Source organism: Streptosporangium amethystogenes subsp. fukuiense, from assembly GCF_042665875.1.
Taxonomy (GTDB): Bacteria; Actinomycetota; Actinomycetes; order Streptosporangiales; family Streptosporangiaceae; genus Streptosporangium; species Streptosporangium fukuiense.
Map to the genome: position 1 here is coordinate 4,693,967 of NZ_JBHTEE010000001.1, position 16,762 is coordinate 4,710,728.

Annotated in this window: 14 protein-coding genes; 4 read left to right on the forward strand and 10 right to left on the reverse strand. The window is 70.6% G+C overall.

The features are described 5' to 3' along the window. Positions 1-129 precede the first annotated feature (129 nt). On the forward strand, positions 130-1,413 hold the full coding sequence (locus ACFQVD_RS19910; protein ID WP_343978491.1) for a Glu/Leu/Phe/Val family dehydrogenase: 1,284 nt from the start codon (positions 130-132) through the stop codon (positions 1,411-1,413). Positions 1,414-1,438: 25 nt separating this feature from the next. Here ACFQVD_RS19910 and ACFQVD_RS19915 read toward each other — a convergent pair whose 3' ends face one another. The 3 genes from ACFQVD_RS19915 to ACFQVD_RS19925 all read right to left on the reverse strand — a co-directional run bounded on the left by ACFQVD_RS19915 (position 1,439) and on the right by ACFQVD_RS19925 (position 3,705). Then, entirely contained in the window at positions 1,439-2,329 is an 891-nt protein-coding gene (locus ACFQVD_RS19915) for a Gfo/Idh/MocA family protein (RefSeq protein ID WP_343978494.1), read from the reverse strand. Between the two features lie 73 nt (positions 2,330-2,402). Continuing rightward, positions 2,403-3,347, reverse strand: coding sequence for an NAD-dependent epimerase/dehydratase family protein (locus ACFQVD_RS19920; RefSeq protein ID WP_343978497.1), 945 nt, complete (start codon positions 3,345-3,347; stop codon positions 2,403-2,405). Positions 3,348-3,360: 13 nt separating this feature from the next. Then, positions 3,361-3,705: a YrdB family protein gene (locus ACFQVD_RS19925; protein WP_343978500.1), complete on the reverse strand. Its 345-nt coding sequence runs from the start codon at positions 3,703-3,705 to the stop codon at positions 3,361-3,363. A gap of 113 nt (positions 3,706-3,818) precedes the next feature. On the opposite strand from ACFQVD_RS19925, the gene ACFQVD_RS19930 reads away from it, so the two are divergent. Further along, positions 3,819-4,517 carry a TetR/AcrR family transcriptional regulator gene (locus tag ACFQVD_RS19930; protein WP_343978503.1) on the forward strand — a complete coding sequence of 233 codons (699 nt, stop codon included), beginning with the start codon at positions 3,819-3,821 and terminating at the stop codon, positions 4,515-4,517. A gap of 204 nt (positions 4,518-4,721) precedes the next feature. Then, positions 4,722-6,902 carry a DUF262 domain-containing protein gene (locus tag ACFQVD_RS19935; protein ID WP_343978506.1) on the forward strand — a complete coding sequence of 727 codons (2,181 nt, stop codon included), beginning with the start codon at positions 4,722-4,724 and terminating at the stop codon, positions 6,900-6,902. 116 nt (positions 6,903-7,018) lie between these two features. Here the strand turns inward: ACFQVD_RS19935 and ACFQVD_RS19940 are convergent, their stop codons facing one another. From ACFQVD_RS19940 to leuA, 5 genes are all read right to left on the reverse strand, one after another. Then, a complete protein-coding gene (locus tag ACFQVD_RS19940; protein WP_343978509.1) occupies positions 7,019-8,314 on the reverse strand; it encodes an FAD-binding protein in 1,296 nt (431 codons plus the stop codon). Positions 8,315-8,601: 287 nt separating this feature from the next. After that, positions 8,602-8,910: an SSI family serine proteinase inhibitor gene (locus tag ACFQVD_RS19945; RefSeq protein WP_343978512.1), complete on the reverse strand. Its 309-nt coding sequence runs from the start codon at positions 8,908-8,910 to the stop codon at positions 8,602-8,604. A 731-nt stretch (positions 8,911-9,641) separates the two neighbouring features. Further along, positions 9,642-10,145 (reverse strand): MarR family winged helix-turn-helix transcriptional regulator, encoded by a 504-nt coding sequence (locus ACFQVD_RS19950; RefSeq protein WP_343978515.1) that lies wholly within the window; start codon positions 10,143-10,145, stop codon positions 9,642-9,644. Positions 10,146-10,158: 13 nt separating this feature from the next. Then, the gene (locus ACFQVD_RS19955; protein WP_343978518.1) at positions 10,159-11,814 is read right to left on the reverse strand and encodes an FUSC family protein; all 1,656 of its coding nucleotides are present in this window, start codon (positions 11,812-11,814) and stop codon (positions 10,159-10,161) included. A gap of 201 nt (positions 11,815-12,015) precedes the next feature. Beyond that, a complete protein-coding gene (gene leuA / locus ACFQVD_RS19960) occupies positions 12,016-13,728 on the reverse strand; it encodes a 2-isopropylmalate synthase (RefSeq protein ID WP_343978521.1) in 1,713 nt (570 codons plus the stop codon). Positions 13,729-14,021: 293 nt separating this feature from the next. Here leuA and ACFQVD_RS19965 point away from each other — a divergent pair, with 293 nt between their 5' ends. Then, positions 14,022-14,267 (forward strand): DUF2630 family protein, encoded by a 246-nt coding sequence (locus ACFQVD_RS19965; protein WP_343978524.1) that lies wholly within the window; start codon positions 14,022-14,024, stop codon positions 14,265-14,267. On the opposite strand, the gene ACFQVD_RS19970 is transcribed toward ACFQVD_RS19965, so the two are convergent. Continuing rightward, on the reverse strand, positions 14,261-15,319 hold the full coding sequence (locus ACFQVD_RS19970; RefSeq protein ID WP_343978527.1) for a hypothetical protein: 1,059 nt from the start codon (positions 15,317-15,319) through the stop codon (positions 14,261-14,263). The two genes, ACFQVD_RS19965 and ACFQVD_RS19970, sit on opposite strands and share 7 nt — an antisense overlap. Then, on the reverse strand, positions 15,316-16,668 hold the full coding sequence (locus tag ACFQVD_RS19975; RefSeq protein WP_343978531.1) for a transporter substrate-binding domain-containing protein: 1,353 nt from the start codon (positions 16,666-16,668) through the stop codon (positions 15,316-15,318). Before ACFQVD_RS19975 ends, ACFQVD_RS19970 begins: the two co-directional genes overlap by 4 nt. Between the last annotated feature and the right edge of the window lie 94 nt (positions 16,669-16,762).

The window sequence follows — 16,762 nt, forward strand, 5'->3', positions numbered from 1 at the left end:
CGCACCATCCGGTCGCGGTGACGCGACCGGGCCTCGGAGCGGTCACGAGAACGAAACACTGCCCGTCCCCGCAGGCAAAAAACCACACCTACTCTGATCGTGACCATGTGCTCCGTACGGAGGTTTCCCTTGAGGACGCTCACGGTGCCGTCGACGACGCCGGCCACCACCGCTCCCGTCAGCCCAGGCCGGCAGGCCCTCGACTCCGCGCTCTTCCAGCTCGACCAGGCGGCCGACCGGCTGAACCTGGACGACAGCCTGCGCGCCGTGCTCGCCACTCCCCGCCGCTCGCTCACCGTGTCGGTCCCGGTCCGCCGTGAGGACGGCCGGATGGACGTCGTACAGGGTTTCCGGGTGCAGCACAACATCACCCGTGGCCCGGCGAAGGGCGGCATCCGTTTCCACCCTCGCACCGACGTACACGAGGTCACCGCGCTGGCCATGGGGATGACGTGGAAGTGCGCGCTGGCCGGCATCCCGTACGGAGGCGCCCAGGGCGGCGTCTCGGTGGACCCCGCCTCGCTGAGCGCCCGGGAGCTGGAGCGGGTCACCCGCCGCTACGTCAACGAGGTGCTGCCGATCGTCGGCCCCGAGCGGGACGTCCCGGCCCCCGAGGTCGGCACCGACAGGCGGACCATGGCCTGGATCATGGACACCTACTCGGTGAACGCGGGCTACCCGGTGCCCGGCGTGATGACCGGCGGATCGGCGGCCTGCGGCGGCGCGCCGGAGCGGGCGGAGGCCACCTCACGCGGCGTGCGGTTCGCCGCGCTCAGGGCGATGCGCGGCTCCCCCGGGGGCCGTACCGTCGCGGTCCAGGGCTTCGGCAAGGTCGGCGCCCCCGCCGCGCGCCACCTCGCCGACGCGGGCGCTCTCGTGGTCGCGGTCTCCGACAGCACCGGGGCCGTGGTCAACCGTTCGGGCCTGGACGTCGACGGTCTGCGGGCGTGGTCGAAGGAGACCGGTGGGGTGCGCGGATACCCCGAGGCGGACCCGCTGTCCCACGACGACCTGCTGGAACTCGACGTGGACGTGCTCGTTCCCGCGGCTCTGGAGGGAGCGATCACCGAGGAGAACGCCCCCCGGATCAGAGCCGGCCTGATCGTGGAGGGCGCCAGCTGCCCCACCACGCCCGAGGCGGACCGGATCCTCGCCGACGCGGGCGTCACGGTGGTCCCCGACATCCTGGCCAACGCGGGCGGTGTGATCGTCTCCTACCTGGAGTGGCTGCAGGAGGCACAGGCTCGCTCCTGGAGCGCTCGCGAGGTGGACGCCAGGCTCCGCGGCCTCGTGGAGAACGCGTTCGACACGGTCGCGGCGGTCTCGGCCGAGTGCGGGATCACCCTGCGCCAGGCCGCCCATGTGATCGGCGTCGGCCGGGTCGCCGAGGCGCACCGCTCGCGCGGGCTCTGATCCCGAGGTCGCGTCCCGTCGCACGCTACCGGGCCGCGGCGGTGACGATGTCCTCGCAGATCGCATGGGTGGCCAGGGCGTCGCCGGCGTCGAGGACGCCGCCGGAGCGGACCGCGTCGAGGAACTCCAGGCAGACCTGCTCGATGCCCCGCTGCCGGGAGACCGGGGTCCAGTCGCCCCGCCTGGTCAGGGTCTCGGCGCCGGTGTGGTCGGTCACATCGGCCATGTTGACCACCCGGCGCTTGGCCCCGCCGCCCATGACCTCCACGCTCTCCTCCGCCAGGCCGCCCACCCTGTTCATGATCCCGAAGGCGGTGAAGCCGTCCCCGGAGAGCTCCAGCGTCACGTGCTCCAGCAGCCCCTCCCTGACCCGGGTGCGGACGACGGTGTGCTCGACCTCGCCCGGCACCAGGAACCTGAGCGTGTCCACGACGTGAATGAAATCGTCGTAGACGACGGTCCGCGGGTTGTCCGGAAGGCGCGCACGGTGCTTCTGCATCACCACCAGGTCGCGGGGAAGATCGCGCAGAGCGGCGTAGGACGGCGCCCTGCGGCGGTTGAAACCGACGAGCAGCGACCGCTCGCTCTCCCGCGCGAGCCGCACCAGGCGCTCGGCCTCGGCGAGGGTGTAGGCGATCGGCTTGTCCAGGTAGACGTGGACGCCGGCTCGCAGCAGCGGCTCGACGACCCCTCTGTGCGCCTCCGTCGCGACATGCACGAAGGCCGCCTCGACCCCCGCGCCGAGCACCTCGTCCACCGAGGAGAGCCGGCGTTCGACCCGGTAGGCGTCGCCCAGCCGGTCGAGTGTGGCCCGGTCGCGAGTGCACAGGTGCAGGTCGAGGCCGGGGGTCGCGCCGAGGACGGGCAGGTACGCCTTCTGCGCGATGTCCCCGAGGCCGATGACAGCGATCTTCATGCCGAGAGCCTACGGCGCGTGCTTTCCGGCGCGTACGTCGCACCCCGCGCCGTACGGCATGCGACCCGTGTCGCTACGCCGCCGCGGCCAGGCGGTCGCGCCACCATGCGATCGTCGCGGTCAGTGCCTCGTCCATCGGGGTCGGCGCGATGCCGAAGGCCGCCTGGAAGTCATCCGAGTCCAGGACAAAGGGCCGGACGAACTGGTAGCGCAGTTCCTCCAGCTCGCCGAGCATCGGGGAGAAGGTCCCGGCGGCGCGTACCAGCCAGTGGGGCATGGCCTTGACCCCCGGGTCGGGGATCCCGGCGAGCGCGCACAGCCGCGTGGCGACCTCGCGCACCGCCATCGGCTCGTTCGTCGGGACGTGCCAGGCGCGGCCCCAGGCCCGGTCGCCCTCGCCCGCCGCGATCAGGGCCCGCGCGACATCGGGCACATACGTCCAGCTGTGCGGCTGCGCGGGGTCACCGATGACGCGGACGGTCCGGCCCGCCAGCAGTCTGGGGACGAGCCTCTCTCCCAGGTGCGACTGGTCCAGGCAGCCGGGGCCGAAGTAGTCGGACCCGCGCACCTCGGTCACCCTGACCCGGCCCGCCCGGTGCGCGGCCAGGGCCTCCTGCCACATCCGGACCCGCACCTCGCCCTTGGCGCTGGGCGGGGTCAGCGGGTCACTCTCCCGCATCGGCCTGGTGGGCGCGGCGTAGACGTAGAGGTTGCCGAGGATGACGTATCCGGCGCCGGTGTCCTCGGCGGCGCCCAGCAGCGACGCGGCGAGCGGCGGCCAGTCGCGCGCCCACCGGTGGTAGGGCGGATTGACGCAGTTGTAGAGGACGGCGGCGCCCTCGGTCAGGGCGGTCAGTCCCGCGCGGTCGCCCGCGTCGGCGGCGACCCTGCGGATGCCCGGCAGTTCGGGCCCCGAACCCGAACGGCTGACCAGGACCACCTCGTGTCCCTGCCCGGCCAGCAACCGGGCGACCTCGGAGCCGACCTGACCGGCTCCCGCGATGACGTGCTTGGCCATGATGGTTCTTCCTTCACTGGTTCCAGATGAGCCGCAGCGCGGCGTTGACGACGAAGACGGCGGCGAAGGCGATCCCGGGTACGACGCGGCCGGCCATGACCAGCGCCGCGGCGCCGCCGCCGAACCAGAGCACCTCCAGGACGGCGCGGGCGAGACCGGTGAGCGGGATCATCGCGCCGTTGGGCGCGCCGAAGATCGCCCAGGCCACGATGAACAGCGCCGGGCCACCGAGGCCGAGGAGCAGCCTCACCGGCCAGTTCGAGCCGGTGACGAAACCCCAGTAGCCGACCGAGGCCAGCACGCCCAGCTCCAGCAGGAACGTGACGAGCAGGTTGGCGTTCCTGGCCAGGGGGATCATGGAGGCTCCTCAGAGATTGCCGTTCCGTTCTGAGAGCAATGCTCTCGCTAAAGAGCGCCGCTCGTCAAGAGCAGTGCTCTCGTTTCTTTTCAGTGCTCTGATATGGTCGCGGCATGAGTTCGAGCCGCACCGCACGCGAGAGGGTCAGGGCCGAGCTGACCCGCGAGATCACCGACGTCGCCCGCCGGCAGCTGGCCGTCGACGGCGCGAGCGGCCTGTCCCTGCGCGCGGTCGCCCGCGAGCTGGGCATGGCCTCCTCCGCGATCTACCGCTACTTCCCCTCCAAGGACGACCTGCTCACGGCCCTGATCATCGACGGCTACAACGCCCTCGGCGAGGCCGTGGAGAACGCCGAGGCGGCCGTCCCGCACACCGACCACGCGGGCAGGTGGATGGCGGTCTGCCACGCCGTACGGGACTGGGCGCTGGTCCACCCGCACGAGTACGCCCTGCTGTACGGCTCCCCCGTCCCCGGCTACCAGGCCCCGCAGGACACCGTCCCCGCCGCGATCCGCGACACCGTCGTCTACGGCCGGATCGTCTCCGACGCCCACCGGGCCGGAGCCCTGAAGCCGCCCGGCGACCACCCGCCCGTCCCGCCGTCCTTCCGCGAGGACGCCGCACGCGTGCGCGAGCTGATGCCCGACGTTCCCGACGACGTGATCGTCCGCGGCCTGATCGCCTGGACCGGCCTGTTCGGCTGGATCAGCTTCGAGTTGTTCGGCCAGTTCAACAACACGATCATGGACCGCACCCCGGCCTTCGACCACACCATGCGCTGCCACGCGGCCATGCTCGGCCTACCCGCCTGACACTCGGCCTCCGAAGGGGCGGCCGTCACAGCGCGAGGCCCCTTCGGGCCCGCCCCTTTCGGAGATCCAGGTCACGACTTCGCGGCGGTCGGTAACGCTCGCCGGTTCAAAGTGATAAATGAGAATAATCGGCTCTTGAGTGAGTCGCCCCCAGCGAGAGGCGCTGCCGACTTCATGGTGGAAAGTCCCATTCACGGCGAGGGCGTGACGGTTCGTGCCCTCTTCGAGCGGAACTCCTTCGCACTGGACTACTACCAGCGGGAGTACACCTGGACCCGGCACGAGGTCAGCACGCTGATCGACGACCTCAGTCAGCGCTTCCTCAGCCAGTGGAACCCCCTGCACGACCAGGAGGAGGCCGGCCGCTACGCCCCGTACTTCCTGGGCCCCTACGTCTACCACGAGAGCGACGGCCGCACCTTCCTCGTCGACGGCCAGCAGCGCGTCACCACCCTCCACCTCGTACTGATCTATCTCCGGCAACTGCTGCTCGACCAGGAGATGTTGATCAACGTCGACGAGCTGGAAGGGCTCACCTACACGGCGCGGCACGGCAGGCGGAGCTTCAAGGTCGGCAGCTCCGAGGAACTGTCCCGCGCACAGTTGCTCAACTCCCTGGTCACCGATTGGAACGGTCTCAAGGGGTTCACCCTGCCCGACGACGCGCACGTCTCGGTGCGCAACCTGCACGACCGGAGCAGGGAGATCGACGGGGAGTTCCCCGAGAAGTTGCGCGGCGAGGCCCTGGTGCCCTTCGTCCGGTGGCTGCTGGACCGGGTCTGCCTGGTCGGCATCCGGGCCCTCGACCAGGAGAACGGCCGCGAGATCTTCGTGTCGATGAACGACCGGGGGCTCCGGCTGAGCCACGTGGACCTGCTCAAGGGCCACCTCTTCCGGCGGATCGGCGAGCAGGCACGCGAGGGCCTGGGCAGGGAGTGGGCCGACATGCTGGCCCGGCTCACCACCGCCGAGACCGATTCCCCCGAGGCCAACACACCCAGCGCGTACGTCCGCTCGTTCCTGCTGGCGCAGTACGCGCACCTCGACAAGGACTCCGAGGACGCCGTCGAGATCGGGCGGGCCGTCCACGAGTGGATCCTGCGCAACGACGTCCAGCTGGGCCTCGGCCGCCCGGCAGAGGCCGAAAAGTTCGTGCGGAGGCTCACGGACGTGTCGAAACGCTACTGCGAACTGCTCCGCGCCTGCCGGGAGTTCAGCCCCGCCCTGGCCGCCGTCTACTTCAACGGCTACAACGGCATCGACAGCCAGTTCACCCTCCTGCTCTCCGTCGTCTCCCCCGACGACTCCGACGACTCCGACGAGACGTTCACCCGGAAGACCTCGATGGTCGCGTCCTTCCTCGACCTCCTCTACGTGCGCAGGTGCGTCAACAACCTTCCCGTGCAGCGCCGCGACCTCGACGAGATCATCCACCGGTTGATTCCCGTCCTGCGGATCTGCCGGACCGTCGATGACGTCGCCACGGTCCTCGGCCGGGAGACCTCCCTGCTCGACCACGACTTCCGCGAACTGGCCTCCTTCGGGCTGCGGGCCAACAACCGCCGCGTGGTCCGCTACCTGCTCTCCCGGATGACCGCCCACGTCCAGCGCGCCTGCGAGGGCGGACAGCACGAGTACGACTTCCTGCGGGGACGGCGCGACTACGAGATCGAGCACATCTGGGCCAACCGCTTCGAACGGTACCGGGACGCCGTCAAGACCACCGCGGAGTTCTACATCCGGCGCAACCGCCTCGGCGCCCTGTTGCTCCTGCCCAAGTCGGTCAACGCGAGCTTCCGTGACGACCCCTACGCCAAGAAGATCGAGCACTACTACGCGGAGAACCGACTCGCCGCCTCCCTGCATCCCAAGAGCCGCGTGCGCAACACCCCGTTCACCCACTACCTCAAGGACTCGGGGCTCGACAAGGCGTTCCGGCCCTGCCCCGAATTCGGTGTGCGGGAGATCGAGGAACGCCAGCACCTCTACCGGCTGCTCTGCGAGGAGATCTGGAACCCGGCCAGACTCGGTTTCCGTCTCCCGGTGATCCCCCTCCCGCCTCCCCCCGAGCCGCTCTCCGGCCGCCGCCACTACGGCGTCGAGGTCATCGACCTGATCGATCACGGACTGATAGCGGCGAACACCAAGATCTTCCGTACGGTCAGAGGCGAGGTCCACCACGCCACGATCGAGGAGGACGGCAGGATCAGGCTGGCGGCGACGGACCAGGCGTACCACTCCCTGTCCGCCGCCGGGGCGGCGGCCGCGGGGAGCAAGGCGTGCGCCGGCTGGGACGTCTGGCGCATCGACCGCAACGGCACAGCGATCCCGCTGAAACGCCTCCGCGAGGAGGCCATCACCCGCGGCCTCGTCTCCAGGAAGTGACGAACCGGTCAGGGGGCGAGGCGCAGTCCGACGTCGGCGCTACCCGGCAGCGCCGCAGAGCAGGGGCAGCGCCGGCGTGCCCCGTTCGGCGAGGCGACCGGCCGGCGGACAGACCGTCACCTCGACACCGATGAGGTGGCACCGTCCGCGAAGAGACGATCGTTGACGAACGGGTTGCGGAACTTGCCCGTGGGGTCGAGGTCGGCGGCCAGCCGCCGGAAGTCCGGTAGCCGATCGTACCGGGACGCCAGGCGCTCAGGGCCCATCAGGAAGAGTTTGCCCCAGTGGGGGCGGGCCTCGAAGGGCTCCAGCAGGTCCTCGATCACGGTGAGCACCCGGCGTACCGCGGGCCAGTCCTTCTTCCAGGTGAAGTGGACCGCGACGACGTCCTGGCGGTAGGAGGGACTCAGCCACAACTCGTCCGCCGCGACGGTGCGGATCTCCGACACCTGCAGGACGGGGGACACGACGTCCCTGACCCCGTCCAGCGCGCGGAGCACGGCCAGGGCGTGGCGGCGCGGGAACAGATACTCCGACTGGAGCTCCTCCCCGCTGCTCGGGGTGAAGTCCAGGCGAAAGTGCGGCAGCCGGTCGTACCAGGGGCCGGGCACCCCCAGCTGCGCGGTGCAGTTGACGGCGGACAGCCCCGGCAGCGGGTGCCGGTCGGCCGGGGCGGCCGTGGCGTCCAGCCAGCGCGCCGCCGGCTCCCACGGGCCGGGCTCGCCGTCGCGCCGCTTCACCCACACCTGGTCGATCACCGGGCCGTTCCATCCGGTGAACATGCTCACGCTGTACCCGGCCGAGGTGATCTCCTCGAAGTGCTCCTCAAGGCGCGCCCAGGGCAGGTTCTCGTAGACGTGCTGCCGCATCTCGAAGGCCGGGACGACGTCGAGGACGACCCTGGTGACGACACCCAGCGCGCCGAGCGCGACGACCGCCCCCGCGAAGCGGTCGCCGTCCCGATCCCGGCTGAGGAAGGTGACCTCACCGTCGGCGGTGACCAGTTCGAGGCCGGAGACCGCGGTCGCCAGGTTGCCGTTGGCGTCGCCCGAGCCGTGCGTGGCCGTGGCGCAGGCACCGGCGACCGAGATGTGCGGCAGCGAGCCGAGATTGTGCAGCGCGTAGCCCGCACCGTGCAGATGGCGGCTCAGCTCGCCGTAACGCACCCCGGCGCCGACCGTGACCGTGCCGCGTGCCGGGTCGAGTTCGGGCCCGCCCGGCAGATCCTCCAGCGAGACGAGATCACCGCCGGGGCGGTCGGCGATCTCGTTGAAGGAGTGCCGGGTGCCGAGTGCCCGGACGGCGTCGCTACCGGCGACCAGTTCCTGGAGCTGCTCCATGCTGCCGGGGCGGTGGAACCGCGCGGCGCCGTAGGTGATGTTGCCCGCCCAGTTCAGCAGCCGTCCGGTCAAGTCGTGCCCTCTCTACGCCTCGCGCCAGGCCGTACGCGGCGGATGCGCGCCGCACACGGGTGGCCGGGCGGGGGCACGGTCCACGGCCGGCGGCCCCGCGAGGACGCGACGACGGCATCGCCGCCCCAAGGGTATTTCAGACTCCTGCGGTGGCGGAATGCCCCGCCACCGCAGGAGCCGATGTGCCGGGGGGGGCGGTGAGCACCCTCACCGGCGATCAGGCCGCCGTTTCATGACGGGCGCCGACGGGGGACGCTCACCGCCCCCGGCCTCGCGAGGGTCAGGACCTAGAAATCGAAGACCGCACCTGTCGCGGCGTGCATGTCGCACGCGTTACTGAAGGTCCGCCGGTACTGGATGTACTGGCCGTCCCAGGTGCCGGTCGCACTCGCCGTCGTGGGGTCGTACACCCGCGCGCACCCCATCCATGTCGGGCTGACCCGGGCCGGGTCGCCCTGCGCCGGGTAGAGCGCCGCGCACGCGTCCGCCGCGCGCGGGTGCGTCCCGAAGACCGGCGAGCAGCTGAGCTGGACGCTACGGGTGCCCGCCCTGCCCGCGACGGTCAGTGAGAGATCCCTGCCCAGTGGTACGCCCACCGTCACGGGCCACTGCGGAACCGGGCGCGGCGGCCACGGAGTCGGCCACGGAGTCGGCCACGGCGGAAGCGGCCATCCGGTCGGCCTTGGCGGGAACGGGCGCGGCGGCCACGGAGTCGGCCACGGCGGAATCGGGGTCGGGCGAGGTGGGATCGGCTGGCCCCAGGTGCCGGGTGGCCACGGGAGCGGAGGCCGCGGCGGGAACGGAGGTCGTGGGGGTGGGATCATCGACCCGGGCCCCGGAGGCAGCGGCCCAGGCCCCGGAGGCATCGGTCCCGGAGGCATCGGCGGTCGCGGGGGCAGCATGATAGATCCGGGTCCCGGAGGCATCGGTCGCGGCGGCCACGGAGGCGGATCGGCGATCGGCCGGCCCACGGCCGGATCGGGCCCGCGGCCCGGCGGCTGCGGCAGCGCGTCCGCGGCAGCCGTCGTGCCGCTGAGAAGGACGAGCCCGGCGGTGGCCAGGCCGAAGATACATCGCATGAATTCCCCCGATAAATACGAATTTCGTACATAGCCGAAAATGTCGCTTTCGGTGTGTTCGGGGGGAGCGAATTACGCCCTGAGCTGGAAAGATGCTATGTCGCTAACGATGGGGCACCTCGGAACGACTCGCCGTGGAATGCCATGAATTCACCAGTTTGGAAAGGCCTCGGCCGAACCCGCTTCGTACCGCCGGTCGCCACTGCGGAAGCAGGATGCCAGATGCCGGCGCCCACACCGGCGCGCGTTCAAAGCGACCGGACGCCCGGCCGTCCCTCCAGCAGGAGGAGCAGCTCGCCGAGGAGTTCCGCCAGCTCCCGCTGCCGCTCCACGGCCAGGCCGGCCAGCAGCGACGCGTCGTAGTCGACCTGCTCGGGGAGCATCCGGTCGATGAGCGTGCGGCCCTGCCCGGTGAGTGAGAGGTGGGACACCCGCCCGTCCCGGTCGTCGGGGCGGCGGGCCACCAGTCCGCGCTCCTCCAGGAACCGCAACCGCTTGGTGACGGCGGCGCCGGAGGCGAAGGTCTCCCTGGCGATCTGGCTGGGGGTGAGCTCCCGATCCAGCCGCCGCAGCGCGCCGAGGATGTCGAACTCCGACCGGGTCAGGCCGTGCTCGCGCAGCGGCGCGTCGGCGGCCTGCTGGATCAACAGGGAACAGCGGTTGAGGCGGCCGATCACGGCCATCGGCGCGGTGTCCAGTCCCGGGTGGACACCGCGCCACTGGCGCATCACCTGCGCGACGATGTCCTCCACGCCCCCGCTTCCCTCACCCGTTGATCGACTTTGAGGCGACTCTATCCCGGACGGGTCCCCTCAGGCGCGTGAGCGTACGGTGGCCCTCCTGCTCGGCGTGGGCGATCCGTTCCGCCGGCAGCACACGTTGCCACCACTCGCCGGCCGCGACCTCGGCGGCCTCCCGGAGTTCCACCAGGGCGGCGACGAGCAGACCTCGGGCCCGGGAGATGTCGCCGGGCCCCGCCGAGCCGCTCGCCAGCAGATGTCCCGCCCCGGCCCGGGTGACGGCCACCCGGTGCAGGGCGGCGTCGATCCGGCCGGCGGTACGGCGGTTGGTCACCAGCAGGCAGCCGAGCAGTCCCGCCGCGACGCCCACGCAGGTGTCCAGCCAGCGGTCGGCGATCAGCTGCCCGGCGGGCTGGTATCCGGAGAACTCGGTCAGCAGGAGGGCCATCGGGGTCACGCACACCGTGCCGAGCCAGTAGTTACGGGTGATCAACGCCTCGGTGCAGAACTGGAGGAACAGCACCAGCAACACCAGCGCGAGCTGCCCGGTGCGGCTGATCGGCAGCAGCAGGGTGAAGACGAGAAGTCCGAACACGCTGCCGAGGGCGCGCTGCAGCGCCCGTTGCCAGGACAGCATGGCGTTGGCCTGGAAGACGGAGGCGGCCATCACGACCGCCCAGTAGGGGTGACCGACCCCCAGTGCCATCGAGGTCAACCCGGCCAGCGCGGAGCCGACGGCGACCCTGACCCCGATCGGGAACAGCGCGGAGGCCGGATGGAACGCCCGCAGCACGCTCGGCTCGCGGCTCCGGACGGCCCGTTCCATCGCGATGCCGGTCAGCTCGGCGGCCTCGTCCTCGGTGAGGCTCGTGCGGGGCAGCGGCCGGTTCCGGCGCAGGTCGGTGGCCCAGCCCGTCAGCCGGGCGGCCTCGGTGGTGAAACCTGTCGCGAGGGTCTCCTCGGCGTGTACCAGCAGGCGCTCCAGCGCGCCGCGGTTCGGGCTCGCGGGCACCGGCAGGAGAGTGCGCCAGGCGGCGTTCACCGCCGCGGCGGCGTCGTGGCGGACCCGGGGGGTCGGGGTGCCGCCGGTGGAGGCCGCGTGCGGGAGTCGCGCGACCGCCTCCAGCGCGCGGGCGACGGCGATCCGCTGGGGCCCCTCGGGCCGGACGAGCGCCGGGGCCATGCAGACCAGAGCGGCAAGGATGGCGCCCAGTGCGGCGAGCGCCAGGTGGAAGGGCACCTCAGTGAGCCGCTGGGGGATGAAGGCGCAGGTCGCAGCCATGAAGGTGAAGATCAGATTCCCGGGCGGGCCGATCCGGGTGGCGTCGCAGACCACCTTGTGCAGGGCGGCCAGCACCGCGGACACGATGATCAGGATCGTGGTGGACCGGGTGAGGCCGGACGCGACGAGCGCCACCCCCACTCCGCCGATCATGCCCAGCGCCACCCAGATCAGGCCGCGCGCCCGCGCCGCGTACGGCAGGCCGTGCCCGTACAGGGCGCACATCGCTCCGGCGGAGGTGTAGACCGCCAGATCCAGCCGGCCCACGGCGAGAAGGATCAGGTCGGGGATCGCCAGCGCGATGACCGCGCTGAGCGCGTGCTTGTGCCAGATGTCGCCGAACCGGCCGAGCCGGAACACCCCCCTCAGCGGCAGTCGCCGCCCCGGCCGTTCCTTCATGATCCCCGTTCATGTGGTTAGCAAGTGTTTTACTTGTAAAGCATATAGTGCCAGGACGACCGGTCTCCCCACGGCCTCGGCCACCCGCCGAGACGACTCGACCGCGCGTCCGCGGGTCACGCGGGAGGCGCGGTCGAGTGGACGACAGGTGACCTTGTGGGTCGTTGTCGGGCGCGTCGCCCCGGCGGGTCGTGCCGGGGGCTAGCGGTTGGCGCGGTTGACCGCGGAGATGACGGCCTTGAGCGCGGCGGCGGTGGTGTTGGCGTCGATGCCGACACCCCACAGGGCCTGACCGGCGATCTCGCACTCGATGTAGGAGGCGGCCTTGGCGTCGGTGCCGGCGCTCATGGCGTGCTCGGCGTAGTCCAGGACGCGAACCTCGACGCCGACCCTGGCCAGGGCCTCGCAGAAGGCGGAGATGGGGCCGTTGCCGACACCCTCGATCTCCCGGATCTCCCCGTCGATCCGCAGGTCGGCGCTGATCGCGTCCTTCTCGTCGCCCTGGGAGACGGTGCGGTGGGCCAGCAGGCCCAGCCGTCCCCACCGGCCGGCCTCGTTCGGCAGGTACTCGTCGGTGAAGATCTCGAACATCTGGGCCGGGCTCACCTCGCCGCCGAGGGCGTCGGTACGGCTCTGGACGACGCGGGAGAACTCGATCTGCAGGCGGCGCGGCAGGTCCAGCTGGTGGTCGGCCTTCATGATGTAGGCGACCCCGCCCTTGCCCGACTGGCTGTTGACCCTGATGACCGCCTCGTACGTGCGGCCGATGTCCTTGGGGTCGATCGGCAGGTAGGGGACCGCCCAGGTGAACTCCCCGACCGGGACGCCCGCGGCGGCCGCGTCGCGCTCCAGGTGCTCGAAGCCCTTCTTGATGGCGTCCTGGTGAGATCCGGAGAAGGCGGTGTAGACCAGCTCGCCGCCCCACGGGTGGCGCGGGTGGACGGGCAGCTGGGTGCAGTACTCGGTGATCCGGCGGATCTCATCGATGTCGGAGATGTCGACCTCCGGGTCGATGCCCTGCGAGAACAGGTTCATGCCCAGCGTGACCAGGCAGACGTTGCCGGTGCGCTCGCCGTTGCCGAACAGGCAGCCTTCGATCCGGTCCGCCCCGGCCAGGTAGCCCAGTTCGGCGGCGGCGACGGCGGTGCCCCGGTCATTGTGGGGGTGCAGGGAGAGCACGATCGAGTCGCGATAGGCCAGGTTGCGGTGCATCCACTCGATCTGGTCGGCGTAGATGTTGGGCGTGGACATCTCGACGGTGGCGGGCAGGTTGACGATGACCTTGCGGTCGGGGGTGGGCTGCCACACGTCGTTGACGGCGTCGCAGACCTCCACCGCGTACTCCAGCTCGGTGCCGGTGAAGGACTCCGGGGAGTACTGGAAGTAGATCTCCGTGTCGTCCATCTCGGCGGCCAGCTTCTTGCAGAGCTTGGCGCCCTCGACCGCGATCGCGGTGATGCCCTCGCGGTCCTGACCGAAGACGACCCTGCGCTGGAGGGTGGAGGTGGAGTTGTACAGGTGGATGATCGCCTGCTTGGCCCCGCGCACCGACTCGAAGGTCCGCTCGATCAGCTCGGGCCTGGCCTGGGTCAGGACCTGGATGACCACGTCGTCGGGGATCAGCCCCTCTTCGATGATCTGCCGTACGAAGTCGAAGTCGGTTTGGGAGGCGGCGGGGAAGCCCACCTCGATCTCCTTGTAGCCCATCTTCACCAGCAGCTCGAACATCTTGAGCTTGCGGTGGGGGTCCATGGGGTCGATCAGCGCCTGGTTGCCGTCACGCAGGTCGACGGCACACCACCGGGGTGCCCGCTCGATGACCTTGTCCGGCCAGGTCCGGTCGGTCAGCCGGATCGGCTCGAAGGACTCGTAGCGCTTGAACGGCATGGGGCTGGGCTGCTGCTGCGGATACATGCAAGGGCTCCTCGACTGGGAAAACAATCGTGGCCGACACGCATGGCTCGCTCCGCGACGAGGGAGCCGGCCTTTACAGGCCCTCGTCGCGGCAGCTAAGAAGCAGCCCGCGCAGCATGCATTGCACGCTACCAGACGGCTTCGAATGCCCGAGCCCAGGTCTCACATGGCGGAACTCGAAGATCTCCGGGACGCCGTCCGAGGAAGGCGCGCGACGCGAACCACACCGGCGCCACCGGCTCGGCTTCCGACGGTACGGTCACCAGAGGAGAACTCTGACGGGGGGAACCGCCATGAAGGACATCGACATCCTCGCCCACATCAACGAGCTCATCGCCGAGGAGCGCGAGCTCCGAAAGAGACTGACTTCGCACTCGATCTCCTCGCATGAGGAGAACAACCGGATCCAGCAGCTGGAGGAGGCTCTCGACCAGGCATGGGACCTGCTCAGGCAGCGCCGGGCACGCCGCGAGTTCGGTGAGGACCCCGACTCCGCCGCGCCCCGCCCGATCGACGAGGTCGAGGACTACCGTCAGTGACCGCCCGCTCCCAAAGTCCCTGCCGGAGTCGGGGACGGGGACGGGGACGGAGAGACGGGAGCGGGCTCCGCGGCCGGGCGGCCCTCGCAGCGTGAATCGGCCGGGGTCCGCCGCGAGACCGGGGCGAGCCAGGAGATCACACTCTGTTCGACGTACCAGCCGTGCAGGTTCGCCCATGTCCTGGGCACCTCGCCGGGGTCGGGGCAGAGCACCTTCGACCGCAGCCGCTCGTTGGAGATGAAGCTCACCGCACCGTCGCGGTGCAGGACCGTGGTCATCAGGTCGTCACTGGCGACCATGTAGCCCACGAGCACCTTGGAGGAGTCCTCCTCGGTGATCTCCAGGGCGATCAGCGGGAGGATCGGCGCCCTCATCACGACCGCGCCGACCAGGAACGGGGTGAACACCGCCATCGCGATCGCGATGCCGTGGGTCAGCACCCTGGCCGACGCCGCGGGCACCGGGCCGGTCAGCAGCGGCACACACACCGGGGGGAGCGTCAGCAGGATCGCGGTCGCCACGTCCCGCTCGGCGAACGCGGTGACGACGGCAGGCCATAGCAGCACGTACGACAGCACCGCGGCGATCAGCGGCAGCGCGTAGCAGAACGTGGTCCGCAACTCCTCGTGGGCCGGGTACCGCTCGCGCACGGTCAGGCCCGCCAGCGCGAGCGACAGCATCATCAGCGTGGGCAGGAAGCGCAGCTGCCAGGTGCCCACGCCCACCACGACGGCCAGGCCCGCGACCCAGCCGGGCAGCCGCCGGGCCGCCCGCACCAGCCATGATGAACGGCCCGTGCTGATCCAGTAGAGGGTGCCGAGGAGCCGGCCGCCGACGACGACGACAGGCAGCACCCACACCGTGGTCAGCAGGATCGCGCTCAGCATGCCCAGCGGGCTGATGGTCTGCACGAGCAGGAGCAGCGTCTGGGTGTCCTGCCTGCTGGCGTACCACAGCCGCATCACCAGCAGGACGATCGGGAACACCGGCAGCAGTGTGAGGAACCACTCCTGGTTTCTCGGCGCGTCCCTGACCCGCCTGTCGGTCTTCAAGGCGCGGAGGGACAATCCTGGAGGGGGAGGGTCCGCTCCCACGGCCAGCGGCGCACCGGCGGGGGAAGCGCGCACGGCTGCTCCGCCTGGGCCACGTTCACTCCCGGGTTGGTCCTCAGCAGCGGCTCGATGTGGGTCTTGTACGCCTCCTCCCAGCGCTGGTTCTGCGGATCGGCGTAGGAACGGTAGAGCGCGAGGTCGACCAGGGTGCGCAGCGCGGCGTTGCGCCCCGCGTTGACAGCCCACATCTCCGTCTTCTCCAGCGCGATGTCGTGGTGGCGCAGGTTCCTGTCCTGCGTGACGAACCCGGCCAGGAGTGCCGCGTCGGTGGTCACCGCGTCGATGTCGCCCCTCCGGAGACGCTCCACGCATTTGCTGATCAGGCCCTCGGCGATGGGGTTGCCCTTTATCGCCTTGCTCAACTCGACCAGGGAGGTCGAGGTCCCGAGTGAGCAGACCTTCTTGCCCTCAAGCTGCCCCAGGGAGGCGACGTGTTCGTCCTCGTAGTCGGATCTGGTCACCACCGACTGCTCGGTGAAGAGGTAGGGCGTGGAGAAGCCGACGGAGGGGTCCGCCCTGCGGTCGGGCGTCACGCTGAAGGTCGCCACCACGAGGTCGACCCTGACGAATTCCCCGTTCCCGTTCCGGGCCTGCATGCGCGCCCTGTCCTCGGTCTCGATGGACATGAACTCGACCTGGTCGCGCCGGAAGCCCAGATCCGCCGCGATCATGTAGGCGATGTCGATGTCGAAGCCCTCGAAGCCGCTCCCGTCCTTCGACCTCAGGGCGATGCCCGGGGTGTCGTCCTTCACGCCGATCCGGAGCCTGTCCTTGCTGAGGAGTCCCGCCTTCTCCCGTAGCTCGGCCTCGGTGGGCGGCCCGTTCACCCACGCGACGGACACCCCGACCACGACCGCGGCGACGACCAGCGCGATCCAGGCCGTCAGCCGGAACCGGCGGAACCCACGCCTGGCGGGCGTCCCCGGCGGATCGATCCGCGCCCCGGGGTAGGCGTCCTCGAAAGGCCGCGCATCCTCGGGCCGCGGGTCACGGCCGTACCTGTCGTCGTCCCACCGGTCATGCTCGTACCGCTCGTCGAACCGGCGCTCATGACCGTACCGCTCCTGCCGGCCGTCGAGGCGCCGCTCACGGTCATGTCGATCGTCGGACCACCGGTCACGCTCGTCACCGGGCGATCCGCCGGTCTCGCCGCCGGATCGTCCCTCGCGCTCGTCGTCGGCCGGCCTGCCGGCCTCGCGGCCGGGTCGCCGGTCGGAGCGACCGTGATTCCCGGAAGGGCCCGGCGCCCCCTCCGCTCGCGTCCCCCCGTCCGCAGGTTCCTCCGTCATGACACCCCCGGACTCCCTTTTTGCTGGGTAGGTTATGTCGCCATCGCCCGCAGCGGGAGGTTCTTCATCAAGAAGAGATCAAATACCACCTTCT